Origin of the sequence: Paenibacillus glufosinatiresistens (genome assembly GCF_031470375.1) — a bacterium.
GTDB lineage: Bacteria > Bacillota > Bacilli > Paenibacillales > Paenibacillaceae > Paenibacillus_AQ > Paenibacillus_AQ glufosinatiresistens.
In genome coordinates, this window is record NZ_JAVFHT010000003.1 from 242,510 (window position 1) to 259,414 (window position 16,905).

A 16,905-nucleotide genomic window follows, 5' to 3' on the forward strand; every position below is an offset into this window, starting at 1 on the left:
ACACCGGACCTACCTTGGATACGACAGGAACCGAAGAAGACCGGCTTCGCCGCATGCCGCGGCGGGGCCGGTCTTCTTGTTCCTGTGCAGGCCGCACGGGAAGAGGGTTCACCCGTGGTTCTTCTTCCGGTGCGAGGCGGCGCCGCGAATGACCGGCACGACTTCCTCTACCTTCGTAATGGTGATAACGGACTGATGAAGCTCGCGCTGCAGCTCGATCATGTTATAGAGCCACTCATTCTGCTGCTTCAGATAGATGCTCTTGATCCCGGCCGTGACGGCGGGAAGGACATCCGTTCTCAGCGAGTTGCCGATCATCCAGGTGCGTTCGCGGTCGAAGCCGCCTTGGACCAAAATATCTTCCAGCGCTTCGACATTCTTATGCTGGCGGATGAAGATCCGGTCATCGAAATACAGGTCGAGCTTCATCTGCTCGATCTTCCGCTGCTGGATCACGGCGTCGCCGCCCGTATACAGATACAGCTCATGTCCGTCGCTCTTGAGCGCGTCCAGGGTCTCTACCATGCCCGGATAAGCTTCGATCTCCTGGTCATAGACGCTCAGACCCAGCTTCATCAGCTGCTCTTCCTCAAAGGGTTCGGCCGGTCGGCCGTATTTTCCGCAGAAATGCCGGTAAGTGGCAATGAGCGATTTCGGGAAATTATCGCTTGCCAGGCCGCTCGCGCTGACCGTCTCCACATCAATCTCTACTTGCTTGGCGCGCATTTCGGCAGTCGTCGGGCCGTAGGCACGGAACCAGTCGCCCATGGTCTCGAAGAACTGGCCGAGAATCAGGTCGAAATACTTGTTGCAGTGGACGAGCGTGTCATCCAGATCAAAAATGACTTGCTGGGCCTTATAGGGCGGTGTCCAATAGTTCATCGCTCATTCACTCCTTGTGTCCAATCTCTGTATTGTTCTTTTAACCCTGACGATGAACGTACGACTCAAGAAAGAGCTGCAGCTCCGAGGCGCCGTCGGGCCGGATGCTGAACCGCTCCCCGTCCGGGTCGGACAGGTGGATGCGCAGCAGCCCCGCCACCCGGAGCATCATCAGATGATGCATGAGCATATCGCCGGACTGGCCGAGATCGTTCTTCATCTCCCATAGCGACTTCGGCTCGTTGGCCAGATAGCGCAGCAGCCGGAGCCTGACGGGATCGGAGAGCGCCTTGGTCATCCGCAGCAGCTCGGTGGGAGGGTCGTCGTCATTGTCGACGGGAATGTCGACAGGGTACTGCACCATAATCAGATTCCGGTACTGACAGTACGTATTGATCGGACGGTTATGAACCGTCGGAAGCAGCACGATTGTCGAAAGGCCCGGGATCTCCTCGATCACGACGCCGCCGGAGGCATACTCGACGAGGGCGACGGAATCCATCTTGCTCTGAAGGAGCTTCTTCTCGTTCCCGTCCTCGATCAGCAGCGGGAGCATCTGATTCTCTACACGCCGAAAATAGGATTCATGCCAGATCCGCAGCAGCGGAGCGTATCCGCGCTGAATCCGCCCGCTCTCCTGCGCCGTCAGCGAAGGAACAAATTCCAGCGCGCGGGCGTGCCACCAGGCTTCCTCTTCGGAGTCCAGCTCCTCCAGGAAGCGTGAAATGTTGGCGGCCGGTCCCGAGCTGTACGCCCAGGCGTACAGAATATCATAGTCGTCGATGGGCCAATCGGCGGCGCTCATCAGAGCGGCGGTCTTCTGGGGCGGAATCTGGTCGTCCACCTGCCGGACCCAGTCCGGGCCGATGTCCAGATTCGAGATCCATTTGCGCGTGACGTACAGCATGAAGCTGTCCAGCAGCTCGTACACCGGCGATACGTCGATGATGACTTTATAATCCATGAAGCATGCAGTCCTCCTACAAAGCACACTCTTTCACAGTGTTTGGCGAAAACCCGATTTCTATTTATTATCCCTTGTTTTGATTGTCGTTGTCCACTATAATGTTGGGATGAAATCTCAGGGGAATACGATATTATTATAGGTACGGAAATGGAGAGGCTTCGCTTATGGTAATCGTAGAGCATTTGGCCAAATCGGTCGGACCGGAGAAGGTTCCGGTGCTTCGCGATATAGGCTTCCGGCTGGACCCGGGCGAATTTGTGAGCGTTCTCGGAGAGAGCGGCAGCGGGAAGAGCACGCTGCTGCGCTGCCTGGCGCTTCGCGACCGGTGGGACAAGGGCGCCTTCCGGATTGACGGCAAGGACATTCTCAAGGGCGGCTGGTCCGGTAAGCGGAACGTCCGCCGGGAGTGGGCTTTTCTTGAACAGAACGTCACGCTGGACCCGAACCGGACGGCGCTCAAGAATGTGCTGATCGGGCAGGCGGCCCAGACGCCGTGGTGGCGGCGGGCAACCGGAATGGTCCGCTCGGACGATTACATGGGCGCGATGGACGAATTGGAGCGGCTCGGCCTTCTGGACAAGGCCAAGCTGAAGAGCGGACAGCTCAGCGGGGGCGAGCGGCAGCGGATTGCGATCGCGCGGGCGCTGGTGCACGGCGCCCGGTATATTCTGGCCGACGAGCCGGTAACGGGTCTCGACCCGAGATCCGCCGAGAAGGTGCTGGAGACGCTGCGCGACCTCTGCAAGACGACCGGGCTGACGGTTATTGCGGTGCTGCCGCTGGAACTGGCAGAACGCTTCAGCACCCGGCTGTGGGTGCTCAAGGATGGGATCATCAAGCACGATGTCACCGGCCGGCGGCTGACTTCCCAGGAACGGGCCGGCCTTCTATGAGCGGGAGCGGAAGCTGCCTATTTTACGTGAAATGAGTGATGATTCGTGAGGAGGATCGGGCCGAGACGGCTGGCGGCGGGACTAATGCTGATTCTGCTGCTGCCGGGCTGCAATTATATCAACGATCCGGTGTCCATGATGAAATCTCCCGCACTCCCGCAGGACAAGGCGACGCTGATGACCGCCATCAACGCGCTGAAACCGGCCGGTTCGGTGCTGATTCGTCCGACGAACGACGACGACAGCTCCATTCGCACCGAGGATCTCAACAAAGACGGCATACCGGAGACACTGGTGTTCTATGAGACACCCGGCGAAGCGGTGCAGATCCATGGCATGATTCTGGAGAAGCAGAAGAACGCCTGGGTTCGGAAGCTGTCTTTTGACGGGGAAGGCACGGTGCTGGAGACGGTGGAGATCCGCGACGTGACCGGCGACGGCCGTCCCGAGATCATTGCCGGCTATTCCCGGGGAGACGAGGGGCTGCAGAAGGGGCTTGTCATCTACAGTTATTCGGGCGGACCGCTGGAAGAGCTGCTGTCGCTGTCCTATACCCGTTATGTCATCGACGACCTGAACGGGGACGGCAAGCCCGATATTTCCGTGGTCTCGCTGAAACGAAATGAAGCAGCGACGCTTACGGCGTACCAGTTCGACGACGGATTCAAGGAGCTCGACCGGCTCGATAACCTGGACCCGTACATCAACAACTATTACAACGTCATCGCGGGCCGGGTAGCCGAAGGCAAGGAGGGCATTGTGCTGGATGCGGCGGTTAACTCGCATTCCGCTTACAGCTATCTGGTGGTGATGGAGAACAACCGCTTCCGCATCGCGCTGCCGGGCGATGACCGCACCTTCAAAGACAGCCGGATTCCAAGCACGGATATCGACGGCGACGGCATCATCGAGATTGGTCTGCTGGAGCGGCCGGCGGGCTGGGAGTTTTTTGACACGGCATCCGTTCCCTGGTTCACCTCCTACTACAAGTGGGACGGCAAGGAAGGGCTGGATTTCACGCTCCAGCAGTACCGCGATCCGTCCAATCGGTTCTTCATGAATTTCCCGCCGGAGTGGCACGGCAAAGTAACGGTGGATACAAAATCGGTGCAGAACGAATATTTGAAGTTCATCATGCAGGAGACTGGCGAGACGGTAGCCGAAATTTCGTTCTTCTCGCCCCAGGAGTGGGAGCGGGCGAAGAACAGCGGCGGCTGGGAGCTCTGGGGAAGAGACCAGGACCGGATCATCGGTTATCGGGGCAAGCTGGAACAGAACACGGCAGGAGGAAGAACGGGCGCTTCGGGCGCCGCCGCGGAGAGGAAGGGTATGGATGAGTAAAGTGTTGATTCTGGAGGATGAAGAGTCCATCCGCAGTTTTATCGTCATCAATTTGAAGCGCAACGGCTTTGAGGTGCTGGAGGCGGGAGACGGGAATGAAGCGCTCCGGATTCTGACCAGCGTTTCGGATATCGACATTGCGCTTCTGGATGTTATGGTGCCGGGGATAGACGGCTTTGAAGTATGCCGGAGAATACGCGAGAAGAACGAGCGGCTCGGCATTATTTTCCTGACCGCCAAAGTACAGGAGCAGGACAAGGTATATGCCCTTTCGGTAGGCGCCGACGACCATGTCAGCAAGCCGTTCAGCCCGACGGAGCTGATTGCCCGCATCCAGTCGCTGCTCCGCCGGGTCAACGTCCACCGGGAACCGGCGGCCAAAGTCTCCTTCGAGTCGGGACCGTTCACGCTGGACCTGATCTCCAAGCAGTTCAAGCGGCGCGGAGAGATTATTGAGCTGACGCCGACCGAGTTCTCGCTGGTTCAGTTCTTCCTGGAGAAAGAGAATACGCCGCTCAGCCGCGATGTGCTTCTGGATCATGTCTGGGGCAAAGAATACATGGGCGATCCGAAGATCGTGGACGTCAACATCCGCCGGCTGCGGCAAAAAATCGAGAGCAACCCGTCTGAACCGGAGTACCTGCAGACGGTATGGGGGCACGGCTACAAGTGGAAAGGCCAGGGACAATAATGAAGAAGGGGATGCGCAGACAGATCGTCCTGCACTATATTCTGGTCGTGTTCCTGGCGCTTCTCCTCGTGGAAGTTATTTTTCTGCTGGCCATCCGGACTTATTATTACGACAGCGTCTACAACAGTATTACGACGCATATCAGCGCAGCGGAGGAGTTCTACCAGAAATACCAGCTGACGAACGAGAATTCCCCGTTCGCGCTGGAAGAGCTGCTCGACAGCTTCGAGCTGAGCAATACGGAGCTTCAGGTGCTGACGCTCGACGGCAAAATGATTACCAATTCAACCGGCTTTCAGCCGGACCGGACAATTACGACGAGCGACGTTCCGGAGGCGGTGGGCGGCAGCATCGGCCGCTGGGTCGGCCGGCAGCCGGGTACCAACGAGAACGTGATGGCCGTCTCCAAAGTTCTCCAGATCGGCGGGCGGGACGCCTATGTGCTCCGCTACCTGACCTCGGTTGAAGGCATTAACAGCAACCTCTTTAACGTCACCCTGCTGGCCATCGGGATCGGGGGCGCGGTGATGGCCGTAGTCGCTTCCTTCAGCTTCGGGCTGGCGAATTCCATCGTTAAGCCGCTGAACAATATTACGGCGGTCTCGGCCCAGATGGCGAAGGGTAAATTTGACGTCCGGATCAAGGGGAACTACCGCTACGAAATTGCAGATCTGGCCTCGACGCTGAATTACATGGCGCAGGAGATCGTCCGCAGCAACCAGATCAAAGATGACTTCATTTCTTCCATCTCGCACGAGCTGCGCACGCCGCTGACCAGCATCAAGGGCTGGAGCGAGACGCTGATCTCAGGCGGATATGATCCGGAAGAGACGAAGCTCGGCGTCGGCATTATCTCCAAGGAGAGCAACCGGCTGATCGGGCTGGTGGAGGAGCTGCTCGACTTCTCGAAGCTTCAGCAGAACGAAATGCGGCTCTCGATGGGGGCGGTCGGCATCAAGGAACTGCTGCAGGAGATTGTGCTGAACGTCTGGGCCAAGGCGGAGAAGAAGCAGATCCGGCTCGTGCTCGATGCCGAGGAAGGACTGGTGGTCTACGGAGACGCCAACCGGCTGAAGCAGGTCTTCCTGAATATCGCCGACAATGCCATCAAGTTCTCGCATGAAGGCTCGGATATTATGATTCATGCCTACCGGCTCTTTGAGGATCAGGTCGAGGTGGTCGTCAGCGACACCGGAATCGGGATCAGCGAAGAACATCTAGCCCGGGTGAAGGACCGCTTCTTCCAGGTCGATTCCCTCAACGGCGGCACGGGTCTGGGGCTCGCGATCAGCCAGCAGATTATCGAGCTGCACGGAGGGCTTCTGGAGATGGAGAGCGAACTTGGCCAAGGCACGCGGGTACGCGTTCAGCTCATGCTGGCGGACGCCGCCTCCGGCACGATTAACACCGAAGAGAAGATGGAGGGGACGGAATGAGCCGAAATGACAGCGAAGAGAGGGCGCCGGGGAAGAACGGACCGGGCATCGTCATCCGGCAGGCCGGACCCGAGCGTGCCCGTGAGGTGCTGGAGCTGCTGCGCGGCGCGGCGGAATGGATGAGAGAGAACGGGCTGACGCAGTGGAAGCCCGAACAGTTCACAGAAGCGGGCGTAGCGTCGTATTTCGCGGAGCGTGAAGTGTATGTAGCCGAGGATGAAGACAAGGCGGCCGGAGTCTTCACCCTGCAATTCAGCGATCCGGAATACTGGGGTCGGCGCAACGACCCGAGATATGCTTATCTGCATCGTCTGGCCGTGGGACAGGCTTACCGGGGCGGAGGGCTGGGTGCGGCCATGCTTCAATACGCCGCCGATCTGGCCCGCCACCGCGGCTGCTTGGGGCTGCGCCTGGATACTGTAGCGAACAATGTCAAGCTGAACCGATATTATCAGACCCGCGGCTTCCGGCTGATGGGAATGAACGAGATAAGCGGCGGCAAGAAGGTCAACCTGTATGAACGGCTGCCGGAGCAGGCCGGTGCGAACGGCATCGGGGTCCGCTTTTTTGCCCCGGATGATTTTGAGGCCTTCACCCGATGGACCGAGCCTCCCGAATTTCTCAAGCAATGGGCCGGTCCCTGCTTTCAACATCCGGTAACGGCATCTGCCTTGAGCGCCTATCTAGAGGGGGCGAATCATACAGTTGAATCCGACAAGCTGGTCTTCAGCGTCTTCCTCCGGCAGACGGGGGAGACGGTCGGACACTTCCGCCTGGCGGCAATCGACCGCGACAACAGTTCGGCCCGTATCGGAACGGTCGTGCTGGATGAAGCCTGCCGGGGACGCGGTATCGGCCGCCGGATCATCGCGGAGGCGCAGCGGATCGGCTTTGAGGTGCTGGAACTGCACCGGCTCTCGCTGGGCGTCTTCGACTTCAACCGGCAGGCCAGGGCGACCTATGAAGCCGCCGGGTTCCGGACCGAGGGATGCCAGCGCGAAGCCGCATTGTTCGGAGAGTCCTACGTCGATCTGATTGAGATGGGCATTCTGGACCGGGAATGGAAAGAACGCTCGGAGAACAATTAGCATCGGAAAGACAGACAGCATAAAGAAGGGCGACCCCTTATCAGGGATCGCCCTTTGTTTATACCTAAGAATGCTTAAGAATACTAATGAGAAGAGAATAGCGGGGCTGCGGGTAAGGTCAGCCGAATCAGGAGGGAAGCCCTTCCGCCCGGAGACGGCCGGTCTTCTCGTAGACTTCCTGCAGCAGGCGTGCCGGCTGGGTGCGGATGACCGGTTTTGCGGCCACTACTTCCTGCGGGCCAACGACCACAATCTTGCCGACGCTGCCCTTGATTACCGCGCCCTCCTTCACGAGTGCGCCTTCTCCGATGATGGCGTTCTCGACGACGGCTCCGCGTCCGACATGGGCTCCGGGCATGATGACGCTGTTCTTGATAAGCGCCGACTTGCCGATTTCGGCTCCGGCGAACACTACCGAGCGCTGAACGAATCCGGTCTCGGTTACCGCATAGTCGCTCACGAGGCTGTCCGGGAAGGTGGGACGAAGCCGCGGCTTCGCCGATGCATACGAGCCTGCGCCAAAACGGCTGTACATCGGCCAGCGGGCGTTGTCCAGTCGGAAGCCGCCGTCTTCACGCAGCAGGTCCATATGGGCATCCCACAGGCTCTCCACGGTGCCGACATCTCTCCAATAGCCTTTGAACCGGTAGGCGAAGAGCGGGTCCTGGCTGTTCAGCATTGCCGGGATGACGTCTTTGCCAAAGTCGTGGCTGGAGTCGGGATTGGCAGCGTCGCGAAGCAGGTGTCCGCGCAGATAATCCCAGCGGAAGAGATAAATGCCCATGGAAGCGAGATTGCTCTTGGGCTGCTTCGGCTTCTCCACAAATTCGGAGATGCGCAGGCTGTCGTCGACATTCATCACACCGAAGCGGCTGGCTTCGTCCCACGGCACCTCCATGACGGAGATGGTCGCCTGGGCGCCTTTTTCCATATGATAATTCAGCATTTGCCGATAATTCATGTGATAGATATGATCCCCCGAAAGAATCAGGACATTCTCGGGAGCGTGGCGGTCGATAAATTCAATATTCTTATAAATGGCATCGGCCGTGCCTGTGTAGGTATTGTCGCCCGAAGGCAGAAGTTGAACCCCTCCGTCCGGTCTGTTCTGCAGACCCCAGGGTTCGCCTTGGCCGATATGGTTATGAAGGGATTCTGCTTCATATTGGGTTAGTACCCCGACCGTATCAATCGCCGAATTAACACAATTGCTGAGGGGGAAGTCGATTATTCGGTATTGTCCGCCGAACGGGACGGCCGGTTTGGCCATCACAGAAGTAAGCGGCGCAAGACGACGGCCTTCTCCTCCCGCCAGCAGCATGGCTATGCAATCTTTTTTACTCATAAAATGTCCCCTCCAAAAGTGTGTACAAAAGTGTGTAATTGCCAATGTGTTGTCAATGCTTGTTATTTAAACGAACAGTCTGTGAATGAAACGTGAATTTGAAGTGTGAATGAAATATACTCCGAATTTTTTAGGAAAATTACACGAAATAATGAGTGGACGCCATTTTTCTTTCTTGCGATTTTCAAACCCTTGGAATTGGGGTAATGTTAATAATGAATACTGTCCAAAAACATCTCATCGACCTTGGACTTCCGGCCTATCTCCAATAACGCACAAAAAGGTGGTAATCAATTGGAAGAGCGAATGAAGACAAACGGTTCGCCGACTTCGGAGGATGTGTATCTGTTTCATGAAGGCACCCATTACCGCAGTTACCGCTTTATGGGCGCGCATCCCGCAGTTGAAGACGGCGTTGCCGGGTTCCGTTTCACCGTCTGGGCTCCCCATGCGCTGTATGTAGGACTGGCTTGCGACCGCAACGGCTGGGATGGAAGCCGCGAAGAGGACTCGCTATATAAGATACCCGATTCGGGAATTTGGAGTCGGTTTTTCCCGGGAATCGAAGAGGGAACCATTTACAAATACAGAATGGTCGGGCAGGACGGAAGCAGCTTCCTGAAAGCCGATCCTTACGCCTTCTCCGCTGAAGTCCGTCCGGCTACGGCCTCCGTGGTCCGCCGCATCGACGGCTACCGTTGGGGCGATTCGGCCTGGCGGCGCCGCAGCGCGTCACCCTATGCCAAGCCGCTCAATATATATGAAATGCACCTCGGCACGTGGCGGCAGAAGGAGAACGGAGACCTGTACAGCTATACCGAACTGGCGGAGATGCTTGTCCCTTATCTGCTGGAAATGGGATATAATTACGTGGAATTCATGCCGCTCGCCGAACACCCGTATGATCTGTCGTGGGGGTACCAGGGAACGGGATATTATGCGCCGACCAGCCGGTACGGAGAGCCGCGGGAACTCATGCGGCTGATCGACAGTCTGCACCAGAACGGCATCGGCGTAATTCTGGACTGGGTACCTGCGCATTTTGCCCGCGACGCCCACGGTCTGCGGCTGTTCGACGGTTCGCCGGTGTTCGAGTACGCCGACCATCTGAAAGCCGACAAACCGGGCTGGGGAACGCTCTCATTCGATTTCGGCAAGCCTGAAGTCCAATCGTTCCTGATCTCCAACGCTCTGTACTGGTACGAGATGTTCCATATCGACGGCATGCGCGTCGACGCCGTGACCAGCATGCTGCGGCTCGACTTCGAGAAAGGCGAGCATCAGTACCGGCGGAATCAGCACGGCGGGCTTGAGAATCTGGAGGCGATTGCTTTTATCCAGAAGCTCAACAGCGTCGTCTTCGGCGAATACCCGAACGCGCTGATGATGGCGGAAGAATCGAGCGCCTGGCCCGGGGTTACCGCGCCTTCGCATGACGGTGGGCTCGGCTTCAACTACAAATGGAATATGGGCTGGATGAATGATACCTTGTCATACATAGAGAAGGATTTCGGGGCCCGCCCCCATCATCACAACCTGCTGACCTTCCCCATTGTCTATGCCTATTCCGAGAATTATACGCTTCCGCTGTCGCACGACGAAGTGGTGCACGGCAAGCGTTCGCTGCTGAACAAGATGCCGGGCTCCTATGAGGAGAAGTTCGCGGGTCTGCGTCTGCTGAAGGCGTATCAGCTCACAAGTCCCGGGAAGAAGCTGATCTTCATGGGCGCGGAGTTCGGACAGTTCATCGAATGGAAGGATCAGGACCAGCTGGATTGGCTGCTGCTCGATTATGAGACTCACCGCCAGGCCCTTGCCTATACGGCGGCGCTGAATCGTTTCTACCTGGGCGAGAAGGCGCTGTGGGAGCAGGACCATACTTGGGAGGGCTATCAGTGGATCAATGCCGAGGACCGCGGGCAGAGTGTGATCTCGTTCATCCGCCGGGGCCGGAGACCTTCCGACGAGCTGGTAGTCGTCATCAACTTCCAGCCGCGCCATTACGAGAAATACCGGATCGGCGTGCCCAAGAGCGGCGTGTATGAAGAAGTATTCGGCTCCGACTGGGCGGAATTCGGCGGCTCCGGGCTCCGCAACGAACCGATCAAGACAGAGAAGACGGCCTGCAACGAGCAGCTTCAGAGCCTGGAGCTGATGCTGCCGCCGCTGAGTGCGGTCATTCTGAAGAAAAGCGCCCGGCGCGGAAAAGGCGCCGCAGTGAAGAAGACGGCGGCCGATGCCGCCGCCGAACAGACCCTGCCCGCCGGCGGCGAGACGACGGCTGCGTCCGATCAGCCGAAGCGACGTACGCGAAAGGCTGCGACCCAGAAATAAGAAGGCATTCTATTTATCCACGGGGGGACATGAACCATGAAGATCCTGTTTGCTGCTGCGGAAGGCCATCCGTTTATCAAGACAGGCGGGCTGGCCGATGTCATCGGCGCCCTGCCGAAGGCGCTGAGAGCCGCAGGTATGGATGTGCGCGTCATTTTGCCAAAATATAAAGGCATCGCGGAGAAGTACCGCCAGGCCATGCAGCCCGTTGCCGTCACGACCGTTCCGGTCGGCTGGCGCAACCAGTACTGCGGCGTGGAGATGCTGGTGCATGACGGCGTACCGGTCTATTTTATCGACAATGAATATTACTTCGGACGCGACGGAATCTATGGATACATGGATGACGGCGAACGGTTCTCCTTCTTCAACCGCGCGGTTCTGGAAGTGCTGCCGTCGATTGATTTCCAGCCGGACGTCCTGCACTGCCACGATTGGCACGCAGCCGTTATTCCGATGCTCCTCGAAGGGCACTACCGGCACAATCCGTTCTACAGCGGGATGCGGACGGTGTTCACCATTCACAACCTGCTGTATCAAGGGGTATTTCCGTATGAGGTGCTGGGCAACCTGCTGGGGCTGGACAGCCGCTACTTCAACGGGGTGGAATACTACGGCAATGTCAACTTCATGAAAGGCGGGATCGTCTTCAGCGACTGGATCACGACGGTAAGCCCGACTTACGCCGACGAGATCCGCACCTCCCATTATGGTTACGGACTGGACGGGCTGCTCAATGCCCGTGCGGATCGGCTGAGCGGCATTGTGAACGGCATCGACACGAAGATGTACAACCCGCAGTCCGACAGCCAGATCTATGTCAAATACCGCAATAACCTGGCCAAGAAGACCGAGAACAAACTCGGGCTTCAGCAGGAACTGGGCCTGCCCATTGCGCCGCATATTCCGCTGATCGGCATGGTAACCCGGCTGGTCGATTCCAAGGGACTGGACCTGGTGACCCGGATTCTGGATGAGCTGCTGTACTTCGATACGCTTCAGTTCGTCATCCTCGGGACCGGAGACGAGCATTATGAGCGCTGGTTCCGGGAGGCGGCGTGGCGGTACCCGACGAAGCTCTCTTCCCAGATTACGTTCAGCGATGCCCTCTCCCGCAAAATCTACGCCGGCAGCGATCTCTTCCTGATGCCGTCAAAATTTGAGCCCTGCGGCATCAGCCAGCTGCTTGCCCTGCGGTATGGCAGCATTCCAATCGTGCGGGAGACCGGCGGCCTGAATGATACGGTGCATTCGTACAACGAATTCACCGGGGAAGGCAACGGTTTCACCTTCCACGACTACAACGCCCATGACATGATGTACACCATCCGTCGCGCGGCATCGTTCTATGCCCAACCGGAGCATTGGAAGAAAGTAACCCGCAACGCATTCGCCGGCGATTACAGCTGGGGCGTCTCGGCGCAGCAGTACATCGACATTTACGATCACATTACGGGGCGGACGGAGACGGCGCTTGCGCCTGAGAAGTCGGAGGCTCCTGATGCTGCGGTCGTTCCGCAGCCGGAACAGGAAGTGCCGGGCGAGATCTAGGTGCCTCGCTAATGAGGTACACCATAACGCATATAAGAAAGCGGTCCTCCGCCGGATTTCCGGCAGCGGACCGCTTCTTTGTTGCTCTGGGAGGCTTAAGAAGAGACGAAGGGAGAAGCAGCCGCCGTCAGGCATTCTGCACCTCTCGGTGCAGAATGCGGAAGCCGAACGGCTCAAGCGTGACGGACAGCCCGTCTTCGCCGCCTGCGACTTCCTCCCCGGAGAAGGCGTCCTTCCAGCCTTCGGCGAGGTCCGGCAGCGACAGCGTCTGTTCCTCGTCGGAATTATTCATCCAGATCAGGAATTGCTCGTTCCCCTCGGAACGTTCGTAGACGAAGCAGGGAGTGTCGGCGCAGGCCTGATGAATCCGGTAGCGGGAACTGCGCAGCGCAGGGTGTTCCCGGCGGAGGCGAATGACCATACGATAGAAATCATGGAGATCGCGGTCCTGCTTCTCCGGGTCCCATTCCATGCACTGGCGGCAGTCCGGATCGCCTTCGCCCTCAAGGCCGATCTCATCGCCGTAGAAGAGACAAGGCGTGCCGATGAACGTCATCAGGAACGTGACGGCCAGCTTCATCTTCCGCTTGTCGCCTCCGAGACGGGTCAGAAGGCGCGGCGTATCGTGGCTGCAGAGCAGGTTGAAGATCACTTCATTCGTCTGCTGCGGATAGCGCATCAGCAGAGCTCCGATTTTGTTGCTGAAGTCAAGGCTGTTCATCTCGCCGTTGAAGTAGGACAGTACGGTATCCGAGAACGGATAGTTCATGACGGAATCGAACTGGTCGCCGGTCAGCCAGGTCAGGGAGTCACTCCAGACTTCGCCGATAATATAAGCCTCCGGATTAATCGACTTGACGACGTTGCGGAAATCCCGCCAGAACGCGTGGTCGATCTCGTTGGCCACATCCAGACGCCAGCCGTCGATCCCCACTTCTTTGATCCAGTATTCGGCCACTTCCAGCAAATAGTTCTTCACATCGGGATGCGCCGTGTTGAATTTCGGCATTTCTTCGAAGAAGCCGAACGTGTCGTAGCTCGGAATGCCGTCTTTGACCTCGACCGGGAAGGAACGAACATGGAACCAGTCCTGGTAGACGGATGCTTCGCCATTCTCCCGGACATCCTTAAAGGCAGGGAATTCCGTACTGCAATGATTGAACACTGCATCGAGAACCACGCGGATGCCCCGGTCGTGACAGGCGCCGATCAGCTTTTTGAGCAGTTCCGTATCTCCGAAATGCGGATCGATCTTCTTGTAGTCCACGATATCGTATTTGTGGTTGGACGGAGACTCGAAGATCGGCGTAAAATAAATGGCGTTCACGCCCAGGTCTTCCAGGTAATCCAGATGGTCGATTACGCCTTGAAGGTCCCCGCCGAAGAAATTCTCGCGCGTCGGGACGCCGCCCCAGTCTTCGGTTCCTTCGGGATCGTTGGAAGGATCGCCGTTCGCGAACCGCTCCGGCATAATCTGCATAAAGACAGCTTCCTTGGCCCATTGGGGCACCTTGAACAGATCGACATCGTGGATATAGGCGAATTCATAGTAACTGCCCGAAGGTTCAGGGAACTCCTCGACAATGCCCCGGTCGGTCATATAAAGGGTCTCCTCCTCCGACTCTACCCGGAATATGTAGGACATCCGGCGGTAAAAGGGAGAAACGGCGGCTTCCCAATAATCGAACAGTTCGTCCGAAGTCACAATCTCAAGGGCGGTCTCATCGTGGAACCGGTCCCAGTCATACTTATCGCCCCACTGCGCCACGACGCGGCTGACGTCGCCGCGTTTGGTCCGCACACGCAGCCGCACGGTATCGGTATCGTAGGCATAGGCCCATTTATAGCCGGGAATATGGTACAAAGCTTCTTTCTGCATGAGAGCACCTCCATGAATTCTGGTAGTTCTGTCCCTTAATACCCTTGTTGTTTGTCCGCTGAAACCAAAGCTTGTCTTTTGCGAAAAAACTCTTTGCATATTCATGCGTCGTCGTTTATAATAAATCGGTCTGAAAATTCCGTTTATTAATTCACATAAGGTCAATTCATGCATGCAGAACAGGAGAGAGAATACGATGAACAAGTGGATCAAAGGTTCGATGGGGATGATTCTGGCAGCGGCACTGCTGTCCGGATGCGGTCAGAACAATAATAATGAGAAGGGGGGCGCCTCCGCTTCGGCTCCGGCTTCTTCGGGCAGCGAGGCGTCCGGCAAGACGCTGACGCTGGGCACGAGCGCCGATTACCCGCCTTATGAATTCCATAAAGTCGTCGACGGCAAGGATACGATTGTCGGCTTTGATATCGAGATTGCGAAGGATATTGCGGAAGATATGGGAGCGAAGCTGGAAGTGAAGGATCTTCCGTTCGAATCGCTGCTGAACGAGCTGGCCAGCGGCCGTGTGGATATGGTAATCTCCGGTCTCAGCCCGACTCCGGAGCGCGCCAAGGCAGTGGATCTGTCCGACATCTACTACAAGGCAGAGCAGGCGGTTGTTGTCCGCGAAGAGGACAAGGACAAGTTCGCTACGATGGATGCGCTGAAAGGCGCGAAGCTCGGCGTCCAGACGGGATCAATTCAGCAGGATATCGCCAAAGGCATCGAAGGCGCGAAGCTGACCTCGCTCGGCAAAATTTCCGAAATCGTGCTTCAGCTGCAATCGGGCCGGGTAGACGCTTCCATTATGGAAGGGCCGGTCGCGAAATCGTTCGTCCAGAATGTGAAGGGCCTGGCCATCGCCGACGCCAAGCCGCCGGTTGAGGATGACGGCTATGTCATCGGAGTGAAGAAGGGCAACAAGGAACTGCTGGATTCCGTCAATCAGACCATCGCCCGTCTGTCCAAGGACGGGAAGATTGACCAGTACGTGACCGAAGCCAACGAGCTTGCCGAGAGCAAATAAGAAGCGCTCCAAGCCTACTTCTCAGAAAATGGCGGTACTTACCCGCCGTTTTCTGTTTTTTTGATTAGAAGAGAGGAAGTGAAGAAGGAATGAGCTTGATGGATATTCCGATCCTCCGGATGGCCTATGATTACCGCGATTTTTTCCTGACAGGCCTCAAATATACGCTGCTGCTCTCGGTAATCGGCGTCTTCTGCGGTTTTGTACTTGGAATTATTGTGGCGCTGATGCGGATGTCGCCTTGGCGGGTGCTTCGCTGGATTGCAACGCTGTGGGTAGAGTTTCTGCGGGGTACCCCGATGTTGGTGCAGCTCTTCCTGATCCATTACGGTCTGACCAAGTACGGGATTGAGTTCACGGCCGTACAGTCCGGCGCGATCACGCTGTCGATTAACAGCTCGGCCTATCTGGCGGAGACGTTCCGGGCCGGCATTCAAGGCGTAGACCGCGGCCAGTCGGAGGCGGCGCGCTCGCTCGGCATGCGTCCCGCGATGACCTTCCGCTACATTGTGCTTCCCCAGGCGATCAAAGCGGTGCTGCCGGCCATCGGCAACGAATTCATTACGATTATCAAGGAATCTTCCATTGTATCCATGATCGGCGTCTACGATTTGATGTTCCAGTCGCGTTCGATTACGACCATTACGTATGAGCCGATGAACCCGCTGATTATCGCGGCGCTGCTGTATTTCATCCTGACCTTTACGCTGTCTCGTCTGCTGGGCCGTTTTGAAAGGAGGTTGAACGCGAGTGATAACCGTTAAGAATCTGCACAAAAGCTATGGCAAGCTCGATATTCTGAAGGGCATTGATCTGGAGATCCGCAAGGGAGAGGTCGTCGTTGTCATCGGACCGAGCGGTTCCGGCAAAAGCACTTTCCTGCGCTGCCTCAATCTGCTGGAACAGCCGACCGACGGCGTGATCGAATTCGAAGGCGAATCCATCACGGACCGCAAGCACAATATCAATGCCACCCGCGAGAAGATGGGAATGGTATTTCAGCAGTTCAATCTGTTCCCGCACAAGAACGTGCTCCGGAATATTACGCTTGCGCCGATCAAGGTGAAGAAGCAGAAGCCGGAAGAGGCGGAGGCCATTGCGGTCGATCTGCTTCGGACGGTAGGACTTGAGGACAAGAAGAGCGCCTATCCGTCGCAGCTTTCCGGAGGACAGAAGCAGCGCATTGCCATTGCGCGCGCGCTGGCGATGCAGCCTCACGTGATGCTCTTCGACGAGCCGACATCGGCGCTGGACCCGGAGATGGTCGGCGAGGTTCTGGAAGTCATGAAGAATCTGGCGGAGCAGGGAATGACCATGGTTATCGTCACCCATGAGATGGGCTTTGCCCGGGAAGTGGGCGACCGCATTCTGTTCATGGACGGCGGAAATATCGTGGAGGAGGGGACGCCGGAGGAAGTGTTCGGCAGTCCGAAACATCCGAGAACCCAGGACTTCCTCAGCAAGGTGCTTTAAA

The 16,905-nt window shown here is 57.3% G+C and carries 14 protein-coding genes; 10 read left to right on the forward strand and 4 right to left on the reverse strand.

All coding sequences use genetic code 11. The annotated features are described in order from the left end of the window. Window positions 1-108: 108 nt before the first annotated feature. Complete coding sequence (locus RBI05_RS06090) at window positions 109-882, reverse strand: HAD family hydrolase (RefSeq protein ID WP_310550428.1); 774 nt, start codon at window positions 880-882, stop codon at window positions 109-111. Window positions 883-922: 40 nt separating this feature from the next. Next, the gene (locus RBI05_RS06095) at window positions 923-1,846 is read right to left on the reverse strand and encodes an ArsR/SmtB family transcription factor (protein WP_310550429.1); all 924 of its coding nucleotides are present in this window, start codon (window positions 1,844-1,846) and stop codon (window positions 923-925) included. A gap of 167 nt (window positions 1,847-2,013) precedes the next feature. Here RBI05_RS06095 and RBI05_RS06100 point away from each other — a divergent pair, with 167 nt between their 5' ends. From RBI05_RS06100 to RBI05_RS06120, 5 genes are read left to right on the forward strand one after another with little or no spacing between them, the layout of a single operon-like run. Next, window positions 2,014-2,742, forward strand: coding sequence for a phosphonate ABC transporter ATP-binding protein (locus RBI05_RS06100; protein ID WP_310550430.1), 729 nt, complete (start codon window positions 2,014-2,016; stop codon window positions 2,740-2,742). A 45-nt stretch (window positions 2,743-2,787) separates the two neighbouring features. Further along, a complete protein-coding gene (locus RBI05_RS06105) occupies window positions 2,788-4,083 on the forward strand; it encodes a hypothetical protein (RefSeq protein ID WP_191089495.1) in 1,296 nt (431 codons plus the stop codon). After that, a complete protein-coding gene (locus RBI05_RS06110) occupies window positions 4,076-4,774 on the forward strand; it encodes a response regulator transcription factor (protein ID WP_310550431.1) in 699 nt (232 codons plus the stop codon). The genes RBI05_RS06105 and RBI05_RS06110 overlap by 8 nt, the downstream gene beginning before the upstream one ends. After that, window positions 4,771-6,210 carry a sensor histidine kinase gene (locus tag RBI05_RS06115; RefSeq protein WP_191089503.1) on the forward strand — a complete coding sequence of 480 codons (1,440 nt, stop codon included), beginning with the start codon at window positions 4,771-4,773 and terminating at the stop codon, window positions 6,208-6,210. The genes RBI05_RS06110 and RBI05_RS06115 overlap by 4 nt, the downstream gene beginning before the upstream one ends. Beyond that, window positions 6,207-7,298, forward strand: a complete 1,092-nt coding sequence (locus tag RBI05_RS06120) for a GNAT family N-acetyltransferase (protein ID WP_310550432.1) — start codon at window positions 6,207-6,209, stop codon at window positions 7,296-7,298. Before RBI05_RS06115 ends, RBI05_RS06120 begins: the two co-directional genes overlap by 4 nt. A gap of 127 nt (window positions 7,299-7,425) precedes the next feature. Here the strand turns inward: RBI05_RS06120 and RBI05_RS06125 are convergent, their stop codons facing one another. Beyond that, window positions 7,426-8,643, reverse strand: a complete 1,218-nt coding sequence (locus RBI05_RS06125) for a glucose-1-phosphate adenylyltransferase (RefSeq protein ID WP_150457370.1) — start codon at window positions 8,641-8,643, stop codon at window positions 7,426-7,428. 306 nt (window positions 8,644-8,949) lie between these two features. On the opposite strand from RBI05_RS06125, the gene glgB reads away from it, so the two are divergent. After that, entirely contained in the window at window positions 8,950-10,977 is a 2,028-nt protein-coding gene (gene glgB, locus RBI05_RS06130) for a 1,4-alpha-glucan branching protein GlgB (protein ID WP_310550433.1), read from the forward strand. A gap of 36 nt (window positions 10,978-11,013) precedes the next feature. Beyond that, entirely contained in the window at window positions 11,014-12,528 is a 1,515-nt protein-coding gene (gene glgA / locus RBI05_RS06135; RefSeq protein WP_310550434.1) for a glycogen synthase GlgA, read from the forward strand. 127 nt (window positions 12,529-12,655) lie between these two features. Here glgA and RBI05_RS06140 read toward each other — a convergent pair whose 3' ends face one another. Beyond that, window positions 12,656-14,407, reverse strand: a complete 1,752-nt coding sequence (locus RBI05_RS06140) for an alpha-glycosidase (RefSeq protein ID WP_310550435.1) — start codon at window positions 14,405-14,407, stop codon at window positions 12,656-12,658. Between the two features lie 196 nt (window positions 14,408-14,603). Between RBI05_RS06140 and RBI05_RS06145 the strand changes: the two genes are divergently transcribed. The 3 genes from RBI05_RS06145 (at window position 14,604) to RBI05_RS06155 (ending at window position 16,904) form a co-directional block, all read left to right on the forward strand. After that, window positions 14,604-15,431 (forward strand): transporter substrate-binding domain-containing protein, encoded by an 828-nt coding sequence (locus tag RBI05_RS06145; RefSeq protein WP_310550436.1) that lies wholly within the window; start codon window positions 14,604-14,606, stop codon window positions 15,429-15,431. 89 nt (window positions 15,432-15,520) lie between these two features. Next, complete coding sequence (locus RBI05_RS06150; protein ID WP_310550437.1) at window positions 15,521-16,195, forward strand: amino acid ABC transporter permease; 675 nt, start codon at window positions 15,521-15,523, stop codon at window positions 16,193-16,195. Continuing rightward, window positions 16,182-16,904, forward strand: coding sequence for an amino acid ABC transporter ATP-binding protein (locus RBI05_RS06155; protein ID WP_150457376.1), 723 nt, complete (start codon window positions 16,182-16,184; stop codon window positions 16,902-16,904). Before RBI05_RS06150 ends, RBI05_RS06155 begins: the two co-directional genes overlap by 14 nt. Window position 16,905 lies beyond the last annotated feature (1 nt).